The sequence below is a fragment of the Sphingobacterium sp. HSC-15S19 genome (assembly GCF_050433745.1).
GTDB classification, from domain to species: domain Bacteria; phylum Bacteroidota; class Bacteroidia; order Sphingobacteriales; family Sphingobacteriaceae; genus Sphingobacterium; species Sphingobacterium siyangense.
On record NZ_JBNPWQ010000005.1, the window covers coordinates 37,775 to 57,514 of the forward strand.

At 40.6% G+C, this 19,740-nt stretch carries 14 protein-coding genes; 3 read left to right on the forward strand and 11 right to left on the reverse strand.

Annotated features, from left to right (window positions below; translation table 11 throughout):
• Positions 1-53: 53 nt before the first annotated feature.
• Positions 54-638: a bifunctional phosphoribosyl-AMP cyclohydrolase/phosphoribosyl-ATP diphosphatase HisIE gene (gene hisIE / locus L1283_RS05420; protein ID WP_088160174.1), complete on the forward strand. Its 585-nt coding sequence runs from the start codon at positions 54-56 to the stop codon at positions 636-638.
• A gap of 293 nt (positions 639-931) precedes the next feature.
• Positions 932-1,837, forward strand: a complete 906-nt coding sequence (locus L1283_RS05425) for a WD40 repeat domain-containing protein (RefSeq protein ID WP_244294523.1) — start codon at positions 932-934, stop codon at positions 1,835-1,837.
• Between the two features lie 24 nt (positions 1,838-1,861).
• Here L1283_RS05425 and L1283_RS05430 read toward each other — a convergent pair whose 3' ends face one another.
• The 5 genes from L1283_RS05430 to dacB all read right to left on the reverse strand — a co-directional run bounded on the left by L1283_RS05430 (position 1,862) and on the right by dacB (position 9,510).
• Positions 1,862-2,338, reverse strand: coding sequence for a GAF domain-containing protein (locus tag L1283_RS05430; RefSeq protein WP_046672350.1), 477 nt, complete (start codon positions 2,336-2,338; stop codon positions 1,862-1,864).
• A 179-nt stretch (positions 2,339-2,517) separates the two neighbouring features.
• The gene (locus tag L1283_RS05435) at positions 2,518-4,374 is read right to left on the reverse strand and encodes a beta-N-acetylhexosaminidase (protein WP_145328919.1); all 1,857 of its coding nucleotides are present in this window, start codon (positions 4,372-4,374) and stop codon (positions 2,518-2,520) included.
• A 721-nt stretch (positions 4,375-5,095) separates the two neighbouring features.
• Positions 5,096-5,677 carry a Holliday junction branch migration protein RuvA gene (gene ruvA / locus L1283_RS05440; RefSeq protein ID WP_145328917.1) on the reverse strand — a complete coding sequence of 194 codons (582 nt, stop codon included), beginning with the start codon at positions 5,675-5,677 and terminating at the stop codon, positions 5,096-5,098.
• A 32-nt stretch (positions 5,678-5,709) separates the two neighbouring features.
• Entirely contained in the window at positions 5,710-7,992 is a 2,283-nt protein-coding gene (locus tag L1283_RS05445) for an NADP-dependent malic enzyme (protein WP_145328916.1), read from the reverse strand.
• Between the two features lie 93 nt (positions 7,993-8,085).
• Positions 8,086-9,510: a D-alanyl-D-alanine carboxypeptidase/D-alanyl-D-alanine endopeptidase gene (gene dacB / locus L1283_RS05450; protein WP_120333575.1), complete on the reverse strand. Its 1,425-nt coding sequence runs from the start codon at positions 9,508-9,510 to the stop codon at positions 8,086-8,088.
• A gap of 238 nt (positions 9,511-9,748) precedes the next feature.
• Between dacB and L1283_RS05455 the strand changes: the two genes are divergently transcribed.
• Positions 9,749-11,524 carry an aminopeptidase P family protein gene (locus tag L1283_RS05455; RefSeq protein WP_182983330.1) on the forward strand — a complete coding sequence of 592 codons (1,776 nt, stop codon included), beginning with the start codon at positions 9,749-9,751 and terminating at the stop codon, positions 11,522-11,524.
• A 106-nt stretch (positions 11,525-11,630) separates the two neighbouring features.
• Here L1283_RS05455 and L1283_RS05460 read toward each other — a convergent pair whose 3' ends face one another.
• The 6 genes from L1283_RS05460 to L1283_RS05485 form a co-directional block, all read right to left on the reverse strand.
• Positions 11,631-11,909, reverse strand: a complete 279-nt coding sequence (locus L1283_RS05460; protein ID WP_286848367.1) for a response regulator — start codon at positions 11,907-11,909, stop codon at positions 11,631-11,633.
• Complete coding sequence (locus L1283_RS05465; RefSeq protein WP_286848368.1) at positions 11,887-12,039, reverse strand: hypothetical protein; 153 nt, start codon at positions 12,037-12,039, stop codon at positions 11,887-11,889. Before L1283_RS05465 ends, L1283_RS05460 begins: the two co-directional genes overlap by 23 nt.
• Before the next feature lie 155 nt (positions 12,040-12,194).
• On the reverse strand, positions 12,195-14,090 hold the full coding sequence (locus L1283_RS05470; RefSeq protein WP_145328910.1) for a sensor histidine kinase: 1,896 nt from the start codon (positions 14,088-14,090) through the stop codon (positions 12,195-12,197).
• A gap of 211 nt (positions 14,091-14,301) precedes the next feature.
• Positions 14,302-16,095 carry an alpha-L-fucosidase gene (locus tag L1283_RS05475; protein ID WP_286848372.1) on the reverse strand — a complete coding sequence of 598 codons (1,794 nt, stop codon included), beginning with the start codon at positions 16,093-16,095 and terminating at the stop codon, positions 14,302-14,304.
• Positions 16,096-16,262: 167 nt separating this feature from the next.
• Positions 16,263-18,116: an alkaline phosphatase gene (locus L1283_RS05480; RefSeq protein WP_145328908.1), complete on the reverse strand. Its 1,854-nt coding sequence runs from the start codon at positions 18,114-18,116 to the stop codon at positions 16,263-16,265.
• Positions 18,110-19,630, reverse strand: a complete 1,521-nt coding sequence (locus L1283_RS05485; protein WP_312351030.1) for a RagB/SusD family nutrient uptake outer membrane protein — start codon at positions 19,628-19,630, stop codon at positions 18,110-18,112. The genes L1283_RS05480 and L1283_RS05485 overlap by 7 nt, the downstream gene beginning before the upstream one ends.
• Positions 19,631-19,740 lie beyond the last annotated feature (110 nt).

Consider the following 19,740-nt stretch of genomic DNA (forward strand, 5'->3'; position numbering starts at 1 on the left):
AAAAGAGAGCTCACGGTTCTTCGAAAATAATTAAAAATTGAAATACTAAAATCATGTTAGATTTTGCAAAAAGTGACGGCCTCGTTCCAGTGATTGTGCAGGACTTCCAAACGTTGGAAGTATTGATGTTAGGCTATATGAACGAGAAAGCTTGGGAGAAGACACAAGCAGAGAAACGTGTTACGTTTTTCTCCCGAAGCAAAAATCGCCTTTGGACAAAAGGAGAGGAGAGTGGAAACTTTTTGAATGTAAAAAGCATCCATGTTGATTGTGATAAGGATACTGTTTTGATCAAAGCAGAACCAATGGGGCCTACCTGTCATACAGGGAGCAGAAGCTGTTTCAGTACAGACTTTAACCAAAACTTTCTGTTGGAGTTAGAGCGTATTGTCAACCATCGCTATGAACATCCTTCTGATGAATCTTATGTCAACCGCCTGCGTTCTCGCGGTATCAATAAGATTGCGCAAAAGGTTGGCGAGGAAGCTGTAGAAACAGTAATTGCAGCATTGACAGAAACAGATGCTGATTTTATCAATGAAACTTCAGACTTATTGTTTCATTTGATCGTATTGTTGCGTGAGAAAGGATTTTCTTTGGAAACAATTGCGAAAAACCTCGAGAGCAGACATCAATAGGTATTTGAAGGGACATCTTACTTCGTGCTCCTAGCTCACTTAAAATCGGAAGATGGCAACACCGTTGAACAAAATCCGAAACGGGGAGAAGGCTTTAAGCTAAGATGACAAAATAATCTAAGAAGTGCAGTATATTTGTGGATATACTGCACTTCTTGTTTCTGTCGGCTAACAATACGTATTGCTGTATTGATTTTTACTGGACTCACAGTTCGATCAGTGGAGTCCTACAGCATAAAAACTGGGCGTAAAATATGCGATCCGGCTGGAGAAGGAGTTTTAGCGAAATTACTATGGATATTACATTAAAATCGACATTACCAGGACATCAAAACCCTATTTTTTGTGTAGAGAAGGGTTATTATACGCACACATTTTTTACAGCTGGTAACGATAAGGGCGTTGTCGAATGGGATATTGAGCAGAATGCATTTAAGCGTATTCTCTGCGCAGTAAGTTCATCGGTATACGCTTTACGGTTGATAACGGGTACGCCGATTCTGGCCATAGCCTTGCGCGAGGGCAAGCTACTTTTTGTACATGTAGAAGAGCAAAAGCTTGTAGCAAGCATACAACTGAGCACCAAAGCTATTTTTGCATTGGCTTATATGTCCTGGAAAAATGAGCTTTTGGCGGTAGGTGAAGAGGGGACATTGTATGTCATTGACTTGGCAACTTATAAAAGTATTTACGAGAAGCGTATATCCCCAACAACAATTCGGGCAATTGCAATTGATGAAGGACTTGGACGAATAGCATTGGGCGATAAAGATGGACAGGTTTATATGTTGGACAGTACTGACTTTCATGTTATTACTGATTCAAAATTGCATAGTATGCCCACTACGTCGCTGGCATTTATCCATAATAAATTGCTAAGTGGTGGAAGGGATGCGCAATTGGTGATTTCAGATCCAAATCAATTGACAACTAATTTTTCCTTTGTACCTCATCTTTTTACCGTATACGGAATATATCCCCATCCTGAAGCGCCAATTTTTGCAACTGTCAGTCGCGATAAATCGTTGAAGTTTTGGTCCACAGCCGATTTTGCACTATTGAAAAATATGAGCCGCGAGAAGATGCAAGATGGCCATCATTTATCTGTAAATGCAGGATCATGGTCCGAAAATGGACAATATTTCTTTAGTGTCGGTGACGACAAATTAGTGAAAGTCTGGGAATTTGAAAATAAATAAATGATCAAAAATAGCGCAGCTTATCTATTCGCTGTCTAAAAGCTGTAATACCTGCGTAAGGTATTTCTCATCGACTTCATCAAAACTATTTAATTCACTGCTGTCAACGTCCAGCACACCGATAATCTGTCCCTGTTTAAAAACGGGTAGCACTATTTCGGACCGCGAGAGCGAACTACAGGCAATGTGTCCCGGAAATTGCTCTACATCAGGAACAATCAATGTTTTTTCCTGTGCCCAAGCACCCCCGCATACGCCACGGCCTTTCTTGATACGCGTGCATGCAACGGGGCCCTGAAAAGGGCCTAATACGAGCTCGTCTCCATCAACAAGATAGAAACCAACCCAGAAAAAATTGAATTGTTCTTTCAGTGCAGCAGCGATGTTAGCCAAATTGGCTATTTGATTAGGCTCGCCTTGCAATAGTCCTCCAATCTGAGGAAGTAAATTTTGATATTGTTCTTCTTTGCTACCTTTAGCTATTTGTAAATCCTCTGCCATAAAAATCTATGTAAAAAAATAATCATGCATTTGCTATCAGGATTACAATTGCCAAGCATGTTTTGCCTGTCCGGAAAGCTTCAGGGCATATTGAGTTCCAACCTGCATGAAATGAAAAAGCGCTAATACGCTGTTCAAAGTTAACAGAATATTAGCGCTTTCTTATCAGGCAAATGTTATTATTTCTTGGTGTTGATAATATTCACCCGAATGTAGTTGCTTCTTTTGCCGGAAGGCGTTACAACAACGGCTTTGAAAACACGTTCCTTACTATTAGGAACCGTAATTTTCACTGGACCTGTATATTCTAAATCCAATTCTGAAGGATCGTAGTTGTCCAATGTGTAATAAATTTTGGCTCCTTCAACAGATGGTTTCAAGCCTCTGATCGTATATTCCGAAGCATATACGGTGGTATCTGTTATGCCATATACTTCCGGTACACGATAGAATGTATTGGTTTGGTCAAGTTTAGCCAGCTGATTTGCTGCACGTTGTTCTGAGAAATTTTTCCAGTTCTTTTTCTCTGGCTGTGTCCAGGCAATTTCAGAAAGCGCTAAAACGCGCGGTAACACTGTAAATTCGACTTTATTGGATGATCCAATATACTCTGTCCAAATATTTGCTTGTACACCTAAAACGTGTTTCTTGTTGTTTTCAGCAATTTTGCTAGGCATTGGATCTGACGAATATACTTTGCTCAATGTGGAAAGTCCGCCGATACTTAAAGGTTCTCTGTTTTGATCAGGACCTTGTTTGTGATCAAAATATAGACCATAGCTGTTTGCCGTAATGATCACATCGTGACCTTGATTGGCTGCATCAATTGCGCCTTGATCGCCTCTCCAGCTCATGACAGTCGCATTAGGCGCTAAACCACCCTCTAAGATCTCATCCCATCCAATGATACGTTTACCTTTACTATTGATGTATTTTTCCATACGCTGGATAAAATAGCTCTGTAACTCATGTTCATCTTTGAGGTTGTTGTCTTTGATTCTTTTTTGACAAAATGGACATGTTTTCCATTTTGTTTTTGGACACTCATCACCACCGATGTGGATATATTCGCTAGGGAATAGGGGAATGACTTCATCAATTACATCTTCCAATAATTTGAATGTCTCTTCTTTTCCGGCACAGAAAACATCGTCAAACACTCCCCAAGTCTGAGCAGCTGTGTAAGGTCCTGGCTTTTCACCACAACCCAATTCTGGGTAAGCCGAAAGTGCTGCTAATGCATGTCCTGGCATCTCGATTTCGGGTATAACCGTTACATATTTAGCTTTTGCATAGGCAACCACTTCTTTGATTTGGTCCTGGGTATAGAAACCACCATAAGGTGTATTGTCATAATCGCCATCTGTCTTGTAGTTACCCAGCAGTGTTTGCTTGCGGTAACCGCCAACTTGAGTCAATTTTGGATGTGATTTGATTTCTATACGCCAGCCTTGGTCGTCTGTCAAATGCCAATGAAACGTATTCAATTTGTAAGATGCCAGAATATCAATGTATTTTTTTACAAATTCTACAGGAAAGAAGTGACGGCCAACATCGAGATGTAATCCACGATAGGCAAAACGCGGTTCATCCTGGATTGCAGCTTGTTGAATTTCTATGCTGGCCTTTTTATCTACAGGTAGCAATTGGATCAACGATTGCATACCATAAAATAGACCGGCAGCTTTTCCGCTAATAGTTGCGCGGTCCGAACTTATGTTAAGTTCATATGCTTCCACATTAGTGGATTTTGCGTTTTTGGAGGAGAAATAGATCGTATTGCTGCTCGCTGATTTCACTACTGATAAATTGAGATTGTAGTTGCTTTTTAGGAAATCCTGAAACAGCATTGCAACTTTTTTGTCCTCTTCGCTATCAAAGGCGATTTTGGTGTTAGCGTTGATTTTAAACGTACCATTTTTAATTTGAACCTGTTGCGGTAATGGCACAATGTTCAAGGTAGCATCTTTCTTTTCTTGCGCAAATACTGCTGCTCCTACACTTAGAGCCAGCGCAAGTGAAAATAGTTTCTTCATGCGTGAGATTATAACTGAAATAAGAAGTCCTAAAAATAGGTGAATAAATACGTTTTAGCAAAGAGGAAATGTAACAAATAGGGTATGAAAATACTGCTGAAAGTGTTTTTGGGCACTTAGAAGTAGTTTGGATAATAGCGTCATTGGGGTAGATCAATCGTTTGTTTAGTCTGTTAAAGGGGATATTTTACTTTGGAGAATAGTATCCAAATTTAGGTAAAAAAAATATGCCTTTTAACTGTATTTATCCGTGTTCTACTGAGCAGCTGTTCAGTAGAGCACAACGGAATCTGCTTTTCTGGTAACAGTCCCTCAAGCGCCATTTTGAAGATGGCGATAATTGGTTGATACCAAATTCAAAATAAGGATAATATTTAATCAATTTTTAGACAGTGCTTACTCAGTGCTTATTCAGTCTTCACTGACTGATCACTGAGCAAGCACTGAATAAACAGTGTCAAAATACCACATTTGATCCCTATTTGATGTCCGTTTGCTGTATCTAAAAACCAAAGCGAAAAGAAGGAAAGGGCTCGCCTTTGTAAAGAATAAATCGCTGTTGTGATGCTTCCTTTTTAGCCCTCGATTTATTGCAAAACTGAGGTTCGGGAAATAACAAAGGAACCCGAAGGTTCCTTTATATCTTTTACGCTACAGCATTAGCAGTACGTATCCGTTATCTAATGATTAATATCGGATACGTACTGCTAATGTTTATGCATTAAAGTCGTTTCAATGCTAATTTGATCATATCCTCTACGGAAAGATTGCTTTCGGTCTTTAAAATGGTATTTAACACCTTCTCTGCCGCGACTTTGTTGAATCCGAGCATAACCAGCGCTGATAAAGCTTCTTCTGGCACAGATTGGGATTGGATAGGTGATGCCAAGGCTTCGAAGCCCTGTTTTTTTAATTTATCCTGAAGTTCCAGTATAAGACGTTGTGCTGTTTTAGGGCCGATTCCTTTAATCTTTTGAATTAGGGCAACCTGGCCATTGACGATGGCAGACTGGATCTCATCCGGTGTGTTTGACGATAGGATCATGCGGCCTGTATTGGGGCCAATACCAGAAACAGAGATCAAATTTTCGAATAATTTTTTCTCGCCTTCTGTCGCAAAGCCATAAAGCGTGTGTGAATCTTCCCGAACTTGAAGTGATATAAATAGTTTACAATTTTCCTGATCCTTGATTTGGGAGAAGGTATAGAGAGAGATGTGGACATAATAACCAATCCCACTCACATCGATAACAACATGAGTGGGGGCTTTATATGCTAATTTTCCATTGAAATATTCGTACATAGTATACGAATATAGGAAGATTTTAAGCTATTCTATAAATTTTTAAGATGTGCTTGTACATCGACTACGGCAATGGTAACCATATTGACGATTTCGCGTACAGAGCTGTCCAATTGCAATACGTGAATTGGTTTGTTCATACCCAAAAGGATTGGACCTACAGCCTCAGCTTCACCAACTTCTTGCAATAATTTATAAGCGATATTTCCGGACTCCAAATTAGGAAATACGAGTGTATTCGCAGATTTTCCATTTAAGCAGCTGAAGGGGAAATTTGCTGTCAACATTTCGCTGTTTAAGGCGAAGTTTGCTTGTAAATCACCATCAGCAATAATCTCTGGATGTTGATCGTGTAGGATCTGCGCTGCCGCTCTTACTTTTGTTGGCGTTTTTCCTTCGCTTGAACCAAAATTAGAGTAAGATAGTAATGCAATACGTGGCTGAATGTTCATGCGTTTCACAGCTTTATCCAATAACAGGGTAATGTCTGCTAGTTCTTGTGCTGTAGGGTCTTCATTTACGGTTGTATCACCCATGAAGATTGGTCCTTTTTTTGTTAACATCATATACATACCTGCGACACGGCTGCCTGGTTTAGCACCGATTACATGTAATGCCGGACGGATTGTATTTGCATAATTTTTGGTCATACCGGAAATTAGGGTATCAGCTTCGCCAAATTCCACTAAAGAGGCACCAAAATAGTTGCGGTCGTACATCAACTTACGGGCATCGTATTTCGATATACCACGGCGTTGTCTTTTGATGTAAAGATGCTCAATAAATTTCTTTGAACGCTCCGTTTCGTTGTCGACTTCAGCAACTGGGTCGATAATTTCAAGACCATCCAATTCAAAAGCATATTCTTTGATTAAACGTTCGATTTTATCTCTTCTACCTAAAAGAATTGGAATCGCAATGCCCTCTTCTTTAACAATCTGTGCCGCACGCAACGTTTTGTAATTGTCTGCTTCTGCAAAAACAACACGTTTAGGATCTCTTTTTGCAGCCATAGTCAAATTGCGCATAATCGCATCATCTTTACCAAGACGTTTACGTAGGGCATCGCTGTATTGATCCCAATCTTCGATTACGGTCTTTGCCACACCTGATGCGATGGCAGCTTTTGCAACAGCCATGGAAACTTCAGTGATCAAACGCGGATCGGTAGGTTTTGGAATGATATATTCTTCCGAGAATTTTAAATTGCTCGTGTTATAGGCTTGATTTACTTCTTCTGGAACAGGTTGTTTCGCCAAGTCTGCAATGGCACGCACTGCGGCAATTTTCATTTCCTCGTTAATTGCTGTTGCACGTACATCCAAAGCACCACGGAAGATATATGGGAAACCCAATACATTGTTTACTTGGTTAGGATAATCTGAACGACCTGTACCCATGATAATATCGTTACGTGTTGCCATCGCCAAATCGTAAGCAATCTCAGGATTTGGATTTGCCATCGCCAATACAATTGGGTTTGGAGCCATCGTTAACAACATCTCTGCCGACATGACGTCTGCTGCCGATAAACCGATAAATACATCCGAATCTTTTACAGCATCTGCCAGGGTGCGAATATCGCGATCTGTTGCATATTGTGCTTTCATACTGTCTAGATTTTCTCTATCAGTACGGATTACACCTTTGCTATCCAGCATCACAATATTTTCTTTGCTAGCACCTACTGAAATATACATTGCAGTACACGACATTGCAGCTGCTCCAGCGCCATTGACGACGATTTTTACTTTTGAAATATCTTTACCGATAATTTCACAGGCGTTGATCAATGCTGCACCTGAGATGATTGCTGTACCATGTTGGTCATCGTGCATCACCGGGATGTTCATTTCTTCTTTTAGACGGCGTTCGATTTCAAAACATTCCGGTGCTTTGATATCTTCCAGGTTGATCCCTCCAAAAGTAGGCTCCAATGCTTTGACAATGTTGACAAACTCATCGACATTTTTGGTGTCCACTTCGATGTCAAATACATCAATGTCGGCAAAAATTTTGAATAATAAACCCTTACCTTCCATGACTGGTTTACCAGCTTGGGCGCCGATATCGCCTAAGCCCAATACTGCTGTACCATTACTGATAACAGCAACAAGGTTTCCTTTTGCGGTATATTTATAAGCATCTTCTTTGTTCTCAGCAATAGCCAAACATGGCTCCGCTACACCTGGAGAATATGCTAATGATAAGTCTCTTTGCGAATTTGTTGGTTTGGTCGGAACAACAGCTATTTTACCAGGTCTACCCATTGCGTGGTAGTTTAACGCTGCCTGTTTACGATTAGTGTTACTCATTACGATTTTATTAATTTAAGGCTACAAATCTATCATTCTTTTTGATAATTGGAAATATTTGCCAATATCTTATTATAATTAGACAATAATATGTTACTTCAGGACATCCAACAGTTTAAACATTTGCTGACGCATGCTGGAGGCCGACCCAGCATAGTTGTTAACCAGTAACGTGTAGGTAAATGACTGTCCTGTTTTATTGGTATGTACACCTGTATAACCAAGTACGCCGCCGATTGTTCCACTTTTCATCTTCATATTGTTATAGGTGGGAAGACTTTCATAGAAAGCAGGGTACCAACTTTGTTTTTGTGCATACTGCATAATCTTATTCATCGCGGCTGTGGTCACTCGATTTTGAGGTGATAGTCCCGAACCATCCATACTATTGAGTTCACTGGATTTTATGCCTAATTTGGCGTTCCAATATTTTTGGATATAATAGGCGCCATCGTCGGTACCTGTTTTACCCGCTGTTGTATAAGCTATCGCTTTCAATAGGGCTTCTCCATAGAGATTGATGCTCTTTTGGTTAAACCAGTAGACAATTTTATCTAAGGTTGGAGATAGGTGAATATCCAGGGTTTGTTTTTTTGAAACATCGACTGAATCCATCTTCGTTCCGGTAGCAGGCCGTTCGCTGGCAACAATACCGTTGTTGTTTAAGACTTCGTTTAATTGATAAGCGAGATCATAAGCTGGATCGGGAGAGGAGAGCTCAATTGTTTTCTTGAGATCCTGCCCATAGGAACCACGCACAAATATCTTAGTTGAATAGGGGGCAGCATAGGCGTATACATTGTCGCCGCTTCCTGATTTACCAGTGGTTGTTTCATTGATAATTTCCAGGTAGGGAACTTGGGCTGTATAACTAAGGATCTCCGCTTTGGCGCCAATTTTATTACTTGGGGTAAAATTTATGCCAAAAGCGTTCTCACACCAATTGAGCGAAGAAATCCCCGCGCCGTAGTAGTTACCCATGTCAGTCCAGATCCAGCCACCCGGAAGCTGGTTCCCATTATAAAGCCGATCATCGGCAATGATAGCGCCATTAATACTTTTGATACCGGCATTTTGGATCGCTGTAAGCCACTTATTCAGTATCGTTGTTGCCTGAGTCTCCGGATAGCGAGCGCTGCCAAGGGTAGGGTCGCCCGTACCTGTCACAATAATACTTCCGTTTAACACACCGTTCTCGTCGATTTCACCTGTATAATACAGGGTTGTTTTGAACTGAAAATTCTTACCCAGGAAGTCCAATGCCGTGGCCGAAGTGATTACCTTCATGGTGGACGCGGTTGCTAGTCCGATATTTTCATTTGCTGCGAATACAGTCTGACCTGTTTTTCCATCGAAAACTATCAGTGAGCTCAAACCATTCCTGAGGCTTTCCTGATTTTGAAACTGCGTAAAAGCATCCTGAATTTTACTGCGAAGATCCTGCGCAAATAATGGAGTGGTAACGGTCGTTAACGCGTAAGTAGAAAAAGCAATGGTACTTAGCAGAAATTGGTTCATATATACTATTTTTTTTATCGTCCTAGGGTATATCCCAGTTTATCTTCAATGAGTTTGCAAACACGGTTATCTATATTCGTGCAGGCAATCATGGATATTCCATTGGATTTATCATGATGACTTGAACGCAGCCTATTTTAAGGGAAAAGCGTTCGCTGTACTTCGTTTGTTTTATTTGGCTTAAAGTTAGGCATTCGACCCTAAAAAATCCTAACTTGCATAAAATTGTATAGACGACATGAAGCATATCGAAAAATTAGCTGCCATTCGTGAGGCGATGAAGGTTCAGGGAATCGATGGATATATCATTCCATCTTCAGATCCTCATATTAGTGAATATCTACCGGAACGTTATAAATGCATTGCCTGGGCCTCGGGTTTTACCGGGTCAGCAGGTACGTTGGCAATCACACAAGATTTTGCCGGCCTTTGGACCGATTCTCGCTATTTTGTCCAAGCAGCGGAGCAATTGGCAGGAACAGGTTTTGAATTGGTGAAATTGAAAGTGCAGGGAGCTGCAGAATATGCTGATTGGTTGGGCGAGCAGTTGGGTGCTGGTGCTAAGGTTGCTTTTGATGGCAATCTCGCTTCTTTATTGGTGGCCCAATCTGTTCAGCATACTTTGGAGCCTTTGGAGATTAAAGTAGATGGTCATGTTGACCTGTTGTCACCATTATGGGAAGGACGACCAGAGCTTCCTAAGGCACAGGCCTACCTGCTGGACGAAAATATTACGGGACAGTCAACGGTTTCTAAAATTGAAGCTGTCCGCGCGGAGATGAAAAAGAATAGAACGGAGGCTCATCTGATCTCATCTTTGGATGACCTGGCCTGGTTATTAAACATCCGTGGTCAAGATGTACCTTGTAACCCTGTTGTTTTGGGATTTGTATTGATTACAGCAGAAAAAGCAACGCTTTATATTGAACCTTCGAAGTTGACAACTCAGGCAACGGAAGAACTGAAGGGCTATGGAGTGGATATTGCAGCTTATGAGGATCTCTTTAAGATAGTTCCGACATTGGAGGTTGCATCTATTCTTATCGATCCAAAACGTACCTGTTTTGCTGTTTTCGACAGCGTACCTAAACAGGTTAAAATTGTTGAGAAAATAAACCCTTCGACGAGTTTAAAAGCAATTAAGAATAAGGTTGAAGTTGAAAATAACCGCCATACGTTTGTAAAAGACGGTATAGCGTTGACTCGTTTCTTCAAATGGTTGGAAGAGAATGTCTCCTCTGGTGAGCTTTCTGAATTATCTATTGCTGACAAATTACGTGGATTTCGTGAAAGTCAAGATGGCTTTGTTGACGTCTCATTCACGACTATTGCGGGATATTTGGATCACGGTGCCCTGCCGCATTATTCGGCTAATGAAAAATCGAATTATACACTAGAGCCTAAAGGTTTACTATTGGTCGATTCTGGGGGGCAATATACTACAGGGACAACGGATATTACCAGAGTGGTAACGCTTGGAGGTCTTACGCAGGAGGAAAAAGAGGATTATACCCTTGTGCTCAAGGGAACAATAGAAGGCTCTCAGGCTATCTTCCCTACTGGAACGCGCGGCTATCAGATCGATGCAATTACGCGTCGTCCATTGTGGGAAACATTACGCAATTATGGACATGGTACGGGACATGGTGTCGGTTTCTTCTTGAATGTACACGAAGGTCCACAAGTGTTCAATGCAGCAGCAATAGATGTTGCTGTTGAACCAGGTATGATCACTTCAATAGAGCCTGGATTGTATCGTGTCGGCAAACATGGTATTCGCATTGAGAACCTCGTGTTGACCCGTAAAGCAGGATCTTCCGAATTTGGAGACTTCCTGGACTTTGAGACACTAACAATGTGTTATATCGCAACCGATTTAGTCGAAAAATCCTTATTGGATAAGAAACATATTGCCTGGCTAAATAACTATAATCAGTGGGTATTTGATCAATTATCGACTCATCTTACGGTTGAGGAAAAGAATTGGTTGGCAGACAAGTGTCAGGCGATTTAATCGCTCAAAAAGAATAACGACAGTGGCTGTCCGCTGTCCACAACAATAAGTTGTCAAAATAAAAAGCCCTCCAATAATTAAGTAATAAAGTTTGGGGGGCTTTTTTTTAATCGATTTTTTTCAAAATCTCGTAAATAGATTCTTTTCCAAAAGGTTTCAGAATAAAACCGCTTATAAAAGGATAATTAGCCAGTTGCTCCTGATCGCTTTTGCTCGTAGAGGAGCTGACAATAAAAATCTTGGTTCGTTTGATGAAGTCTGTCCTATTTTCAAGTACATCCATTAACTCCCAACCAGTCATAAATGGCATATTGATATCCACAAAGAGTATGGGTGGCATCAGCGACTGGCAGATGTCATTGTTATCCAAAAAAATCCAATGCATCCAGTGCATTTTTGAAGGAATGAAAGTCAATCTCATAGTCGGTAAATCCCTGTAGCATATGGCCGAAAATAGTACGTAAAATGGCATTATCATCAATGAGAATGATCGTTCTTTTAGTTTCAGGAGTCATGGTCTTTTTGATTAATAATTGTTTTCATCGTGTCAATAAACCTCATCTTTGTCGTTGATTGACATCGCAGTTTTTCTTTTACTCTTTTACTTGTGAGATCACGCTGTCCAGGATCTTAGCAGTTATTTTCTACGAACAGGATTGAACGCTATTTTTTATAGTTGTATCAGCGGATCTTTATATGCTTTTTCTAAAAATTTGACATAAAAGGTACTACCCGAATCGATTTTACTTTGTACATCGATCTTTCCGCCCAATGATTCGATCTGATATCTTATGAGAAACAATCCGACACCTTTAGTCTCAAATCCACGGTGAAAAACCTTTTTGAACATAAACAGCTCAGATTTGTATTTTGGTAGGTTAATACCCAGCCCGTTGTCTTTAACCGTTAATAAGGTTCCTTCTTGTTCCAGATGCGTATGTATTTCGATCCTAGGGGCTCTATCTTTTGCCGTAAATCGGAGTGCATTACTCAGGAGATTGCTTAAGATACTTTCCAGGTAAATCTTAGGATAATAAATATCTTTTACATTGAATTCGATGGAAATAGTCGCATTTTTTTGCTGTATTTCTTCCAGAAATTGCTGTTGCACTTTTTTGAATACATCGAGAAAATTACATTGCTCGTAAATCAGTGAATTGTTTGATTTGATATCAAGTATACCCCCCAAATCATGTAATGTTTCAGTCAGGTTGTCACTGCTAATATCCAGAAGGTTCATAAAATCTGCTTTTATTTTTTCGTCATCCGTTACCTTGATTTCGTCAATAAGCATCTGTATATTACTGAGTGGGCCCTTTAGATCATGAGCGAGGATGTTAGCAAATTCTTCCAGTTGTCGTATTTTGGTTTCAAGATCTATTTTGACTAGATCCGATTCAATCTTTTGCCTCTTTAGAATTTCTATATTCTTTTTTGATTCGGAAATATCCTGCACCTGGACGATCAGAAATTGTGCGGTATTGGCATTATCAAAAACTGCCGCAACCGTTACAGAACACCATACAAAATGTCCTAATTTATGTAAATAGCGTTTTTGAAGCGTAAATGCTTCAATTTCGCCCCTGACAAGTTTTTCTCTAAGTTCAACATCTTTATCTATATCGTCTGGGTGTGTTCGATCAGTAAACTTGGTTGTCGACATTTCTTCATGAGAATAACCAAGAATTTTGGTTAACATGTTATTGGATTCTATGCAGTAACCTTCGAGGCTTGTCAAAGAGATTCCCAGACCAGATAAATAAAATGCTTGATTAAATTTGTGTTCATTGAATTTACTCTTTTCATTGGACTCGACTTGTTTTGTAATGTCGGAAATAACCAGGGCTACCCGGTTCAGCGCCCTATGTATAGGTTTTATCTGTAAACGGTACCATTTGTCTTTGTGCTCTTTTAAATTGGATTGAAAATCCATCTTAAGTTCGCGGTCCAATTTTAATGAACTTTGTATTAATTGAAGAGCGGGCACTGCAAGATCAGGTGGGAAAAGCTCCGTGAGGCTCTTATTTAGAAATTCTTCTGGCGTATAGAACAATAGATCCGGATTGTTGGTCCAGTAGTTTTTAAATACTCCAGTATCGGTTACTTCGAATACAAGATCATTCAATGAGGCAACAAGCAATTGAAGTTGGTGTTGTTTATCTTCTAGGACACGATTTTTATTGACCAATTTCGATACATCAATAAATGAGATTGAAAGACCTTTTTTATTGTCTTCTATAGTAAGATGAACATTGAATTGATACCATCTAAACTCTTGATCCTTTTTTCTTCCTAGGATAATTTCATTTTGGTTTTGGTTTTTGGAAAGAGCACTAAAAAATGGCGTTTCTGTAGGCGATAGTTCCGAAAGATCATCTGCTGAGTAAAATGTAATTAAATCATGTAGTTTGTTGGTGGTTGCCGTACTTTCGAGGTCTAAAAGCTCTTGTGCGCGTTTGTTAAACAGTAGAATAGTGCCATCATCGGTGGTCGTGATTAATCCCTCCAACCTTGTATTTACAGTTTGGTCAGAAAGCACAGATAAAGAGTCCCGTTGCAGATGCATTATCTAACAATGTTTAGGGTTAATTTTCTCATTTATAAGCATAAGTGGCCTATCAGCCCCTATTTGCAAAATTGGTAACTTTTACCCCAAAATAATAAATAAATATTAAAATATGTAACTTTTTGTATAAATTACTAGCAAGCAGATTGTTATGTAGGCATAGTAATCTGCCTGCTGGTGTTTTACATGTTCTGTACCGAGGAACGTATGTTTAATTCTTCATTTTTTCGAGCCAAATCCAGTTAAACCAAAGTGGCTGTAGTTCTTTACTTTTAAAGGTTACGATATATTTTCCGGGCTTATCGAATTTAAATTTGCCGATGCGGTTTTCGACAAATTCTTCTGTGTAGTTGTTTTCATTGGGCTCGACCACCATTTTGTTTGTAGGAGCAAAACTTCCTTGCAACCGCTGATTGGCAGTACTGACTTCAAAAACACTGTTTTGTTTATTGGGATTATGTGCTGAAAAATCGAGTGAGTAGACGCCTGCTTCAGGGATGGTTACCTCCCAATCGATCTTCGTATCACCCGTCAGGATCGCATGCGTTGGATTTTTGCCGTTATAGCGTACAATTTTGAGTCCTTGGTTGAGGCTATTGGTTGATTTCAACGAAAAGCCACCAAAGGTTGATTCCGGGATTGTATTTTTGTCCAATTCTAGCGGGCTGTTAAAAGTCAATTTAACTTCTGAAACATAATGATCAGGTTGCGCGTCAGGTAATTGGATATGGATTAGACTGAGACTTTGATCAAATTTTAGCGCCGTAGATACACTTCCGTTCATCAGTGAAACCTGTTCTGGGGTCGATTTGATTCCTGTAATCCGAAGTGTATGATCTAAGGGCCAATTAAAGACGTGCGCATATACGACTGTTTTTTGCCCTTCTTTTTTGGTCGTGAGGTAACCCCAATCGAAATGGTTGTTTTTTAGATCAAGGCCGGTGCTGCCATAGATGCCCTCTCCATAACTGTTTAGCCAATCTCCGACTTCGTGCAGACGACTGACACTTTCGTAGGGAACTGTTCCATTGGCACGTGGCCCGATATTTAAGGTGAAGCCCCCGTTGAGACTTACATTGGAGATCAACGATTGGAAAATTTGACTGGTTGATTTCCATTCATTCTCCTGACCGTTGTAACCCCATGAATGGGCAATCGTCCCAGGGGTTTCCCATGGATGGTTAATGTAATTGCTGCCAAATTGGTTATCTCCTAATGTCTCAAAATCCACGTTCTCCGCATCTGTAGGAAGACCTAGACGTGAATTAATCAAGCAATTAGGCTGTAGTTCACGGATCAGTTTGACAACTTGCAGTAATTCTTCTTTTTTTATGATCGACTTTTGATAAGGGATCCACATGTCGAACCATATCAATGCAATGTCGCCATAGTTGGTCATCAGTTCGCGAAGTTGAGGGATAACTTTCTCCTGCCAATATTGATTGTATTGGGCATCGGTAACATGTCCCGACAGCTCCTGTTGATGATTCCAGCCGTATGGATGTTCCCAGTCAATCCAATGGGAATAGTAAAAACCTAATTTCATGCCGTGCTTTCTACAAGCCTCTGCGATATCTTTGATGACATCCCGATTGGAACCACTCAATTTTGGGAGGCTATAATCACCAACTTTTGTGTCCCAAAGGGCAACACCATCATGATGTTTGGCGGTGATGATGATATATTTCATCCCAGCCTCTTTTGCTAGAAGAACCCATTGCTCAGGATCTATTTTACTCCAGTCGAAACGTTTTGCCAAAGTACCGTACTCTTCTTTGGAAACGCGGTTGCGATATCTTAACCACTCGGCATAGTTATTCATATAACGTAAAGGTTCACCCTTCCACATGCCTTCAGCCGCACTGTATAGTCCCCAATGAATGAACATGCCAAAGCGGGCATCTTTAAACCAAGAGGCTTTTTCAGAAGTTTGTGCAAATAGTTGGGTCGAAATACTGAATAGCAATAATGACAAAATCAGTAGTCGCTTGATTGATGGTATCATAAAGGTTGTTCTGTTTTTTTGACTTACAAGATAGGCAAAAAATCGAACATCAATCCTTAAATTGGATTTTGGAGTGGTTGTAAACTATGGAATGTAGTCGGTGAAAAAGTGAAAACCCCTCGTATTTAAACTAAGGGGTTTCATGTTGTATGAAAACTTTAAAGCGATTATTTCAAGTTATAGGCTTGGATAATCTTTTTAAAAACGGCTGTATTGTTGTAAATGCCAATAAAATTTTGCGCACCTGGTCCGTAAGCAAAGACAGGTACCATAATATTGGTATGGTCATCGCTACTGAAATTGCCTCTAACAGTTCCCTTTTTATAATTGGCATCCAATAGGGAAAGTCCACCAGTTTCGTGATCTGCAGTGACAATGACTAGTGTTTCACCATCTTGGTCCGCAAATTTTAGGGCTTCCCCGACAAGCCGATCAAAGTCATGTTGCTCGGTAACAACATAGGGAAGATCGTTGGCATGGGCTCCATAGTCGATTTGTGCACCCTCGGCCATGATAAAGAAGCCATTTTTATTTTTAGACAAAAGCTGAATCGTTTTTGAGAGGGAATTTTTTAACATTTCTCCTCGTCCATCGAGGATTCTTCTTGTCGCAGAATCAGCTAGGAGCACCAACTGTTTGCCCGATGTCGCTTTTTCAAAGTCGTCTAAATTTTGCTGAAGCTGATACCCTTTTTCGGTCAGTTGCTTTATCAGCGTGTTATCCTTGTTGTTGAGGAAGCTTTCGCGACGGGATCCAACTAAGATATCCACATGGCTATTTTTGAAATCTGCCGCAATTTCCTGTGACATTGTTCGATCGATCTGATGTGCGTAAAATGCAGCCGGAGTGGCATCTGTAATATCTCCCGCACTGATGATACCACTTTTGATCCCGTGTTGAGCAAGTGTGTCGGGAATAGCGCTCAACAATTTACCGTCAGCATCCATGCCAATGTAACGGTTATTGGTTTTATGTCCAGTAGCCAAAGCTGTCCCGCCCGCAGCGGAGTCGGTAAAATCCGAATTGGATGCTTCGGTGCGCGAAAGACCAATATGTTTCATATTGATGATATTGGACTGACCAAAATTGGCACTTAAACCCGCTTGTATTTGAGCCAAGCCCATTCCATCACCAATAAGTAAAATAACGTTCTTAACCTTGCTCGTTGCACCATCATTTTTATAGGTTGGCTGATAGGGAACGTAGGCCTTTGGATTTGCGTATTCGACTTTAGCGTTGTTTAAATAGAAATTCTTAAGCGCAGTAGGATGGTCTGTATTGATCCAGTCTGCCCCCATGTGACCAAGCTCTTTCCAACTATTGGGGCTGTCTTTGGTTGCCCAGAAACGAAAGGGTTTCCCCAATTTATGCGCTTTGTCTATCACAGATTTCATCTTTTCTAGGTCGGGTGGAGTAGGTGTCCCTTTGCCATTCCAGACAGAATACTGCTTAATATCCTGACTGATCATCCCAATATGTTTGAGCTGTGCCGGCGTATAATCTTTTTCCGGCCGGCCATCAAAATAAATCATCGATGGATAATTGTCGAACTTTTCGGGCGGCGGGATTTCACCGCTGACGACAATTTTAATGGCGGAAGGATTTTTCTGCTGGTCGAATATAGATTCGTTGCCCTTCAGATCGGCCAACAATTTAGACAATACCTGTTCGTAATTTTCCTTGATATCAATCACGAGCTGTAAGGTCTGCTCAGGTTTGGCATAAGGTTTATTGCCGTTCTCCTTAAAGAAAGCAATTAAAGGGTCGATGTAAAGTTTTTTTAACGTCTTCCCTGGTTTGATTTCGCTGCTTTCATGGGCGACGTAAAGCTCTCCATTGCGATAGAAGACGTCCGCTTCGATAGAGCCCATTCCAGCATAGTAAGCCTCCAACAGCGGGATTTGCTGTTTGTAATCATTGTGGCTGTGACCTGCATTGGCAGTCAGTTTCTGTTGTGCAGAAACTGACTGAATGCTTAGGCCGGCAAAGAGCAGCCACATTAATTTATTGTTTTTTACCATCCTGCATTCTGTTTAATGACGCCGGAACTGTTGTCGATCTCGCGTTGTGGAACTGCCCAAACATCATGTACTTGCGGATTGAAATTTCTAGCCGGCCAAATTACAGCACCATCGAAATCGTGTAAAGGTTTGGCATATGTAGCTTGCGCATCACCCCATCTGACCAAATCACGGTGACGGTCTGCCCATTCACCAGCAAGCTCATTGCGGCGCTCGCGTTTTAGGTCTACAAGGGTCATTCCGCTTTTTGTTACCAAACCAGCTCGCTTTCTAATCTTATTTAATTCAGTATCACCGGCTCCAGCCCCATTTAAATTAATGGCAGCCTCAGCTTTAGTCAATAATACTTCGGCATAACGCATCAATGGTACATTGAGGTCTGTTGTTCCATTATCGCCATTTGGATTGACATGTGTTGGAATAGGGTCTTTATAAGAAAACGGCTCCATGTATTTCTTGAATTGGTAACTCGATGTAGCGCCACCATCTTTTGTAAATGCACGTTCTGCGCCAAAAAACTGGAATTTGTCCCCAGGTTTCAATATCGTCGCTTCACGGCGTAGATCTCCAGATTCAAAAGAATCATACAGTTCTTTTGTCGGTAGATAATAGCCCCAGCCATTGTAGATTCCCCAGGCCTTGTTGGTGAGCATAACTCCTGGAAGCTTACTTCCCCATCCAGTACCACCGCCATTTGGCGTACAGACCACTGACCAGATATATTCTTTGGACCAGTTGTTGGCAGCTTTAAACACATCGACAAAATTAGGCAGTAAATCATGTTTGCCCGAATTGATCACCATATCTGCATATTTGGCGGCATTTGTATAGTCCTTTTTGTAGAGATATACTTTTGATAAATAGGCCCATGCCGCAGTTTTGTGCGCTTTACCGTAATCTGAGGTATTCATGTCTGAGAAATATGGAAGGTTCTCTGCAGCTTTTAGAAATAAAGAGGCAATGTAATCATAGTTCTCGTTGACATTGTTAGCACGGGGTACGGGTACGGTTGCGTCAGTTTCAGGTTTAACTATCGGAATTCCAGCTTTGTCATTACCATAGTTTGCCGCCAATTGAAAATAAACCAGACCTGCATTGAAATAGGCATCGCCAATGATCTGTTTTTTTCGAGCTTCATCCATGGTTATATTGGGAACATTGATAATAATATCGTTAGCTCTTTTTATAATCGCATAACGCATGCTCCATTGAGATTCGGTATAACCACCACCGATGTAATTGCGGTTGAAATTTTTGATATTATCGGCTTCCGGTTTGTTACGCCCTGTTACCATGTCGTCACTGGCATTAATAAACCAAAACATTCCGCGGCCGTAATAATCCTCTTCATTGTATTTTTCATACATACCAGCCTCCGCTTTGATGGCATCCTGTTCGGTTTTCCAAAAATTCTGAGCGGAAGGTGAACCCTCAGGCGTTATATCCAACTGTTTGTCGCACGATGCAAAAAGTGCTGCTGCTGCTATTGCAAGGTATTTGATATTCGTTTTCATCGTTTTATTTTTTTTATGACTGATAAAACCTGGGTAAAGTCTTCCGTCTGTGAATGACAACTTTTATTTTTCGGTTTCATCATTTTTATTTTTCTCGTTTTAATAATCGA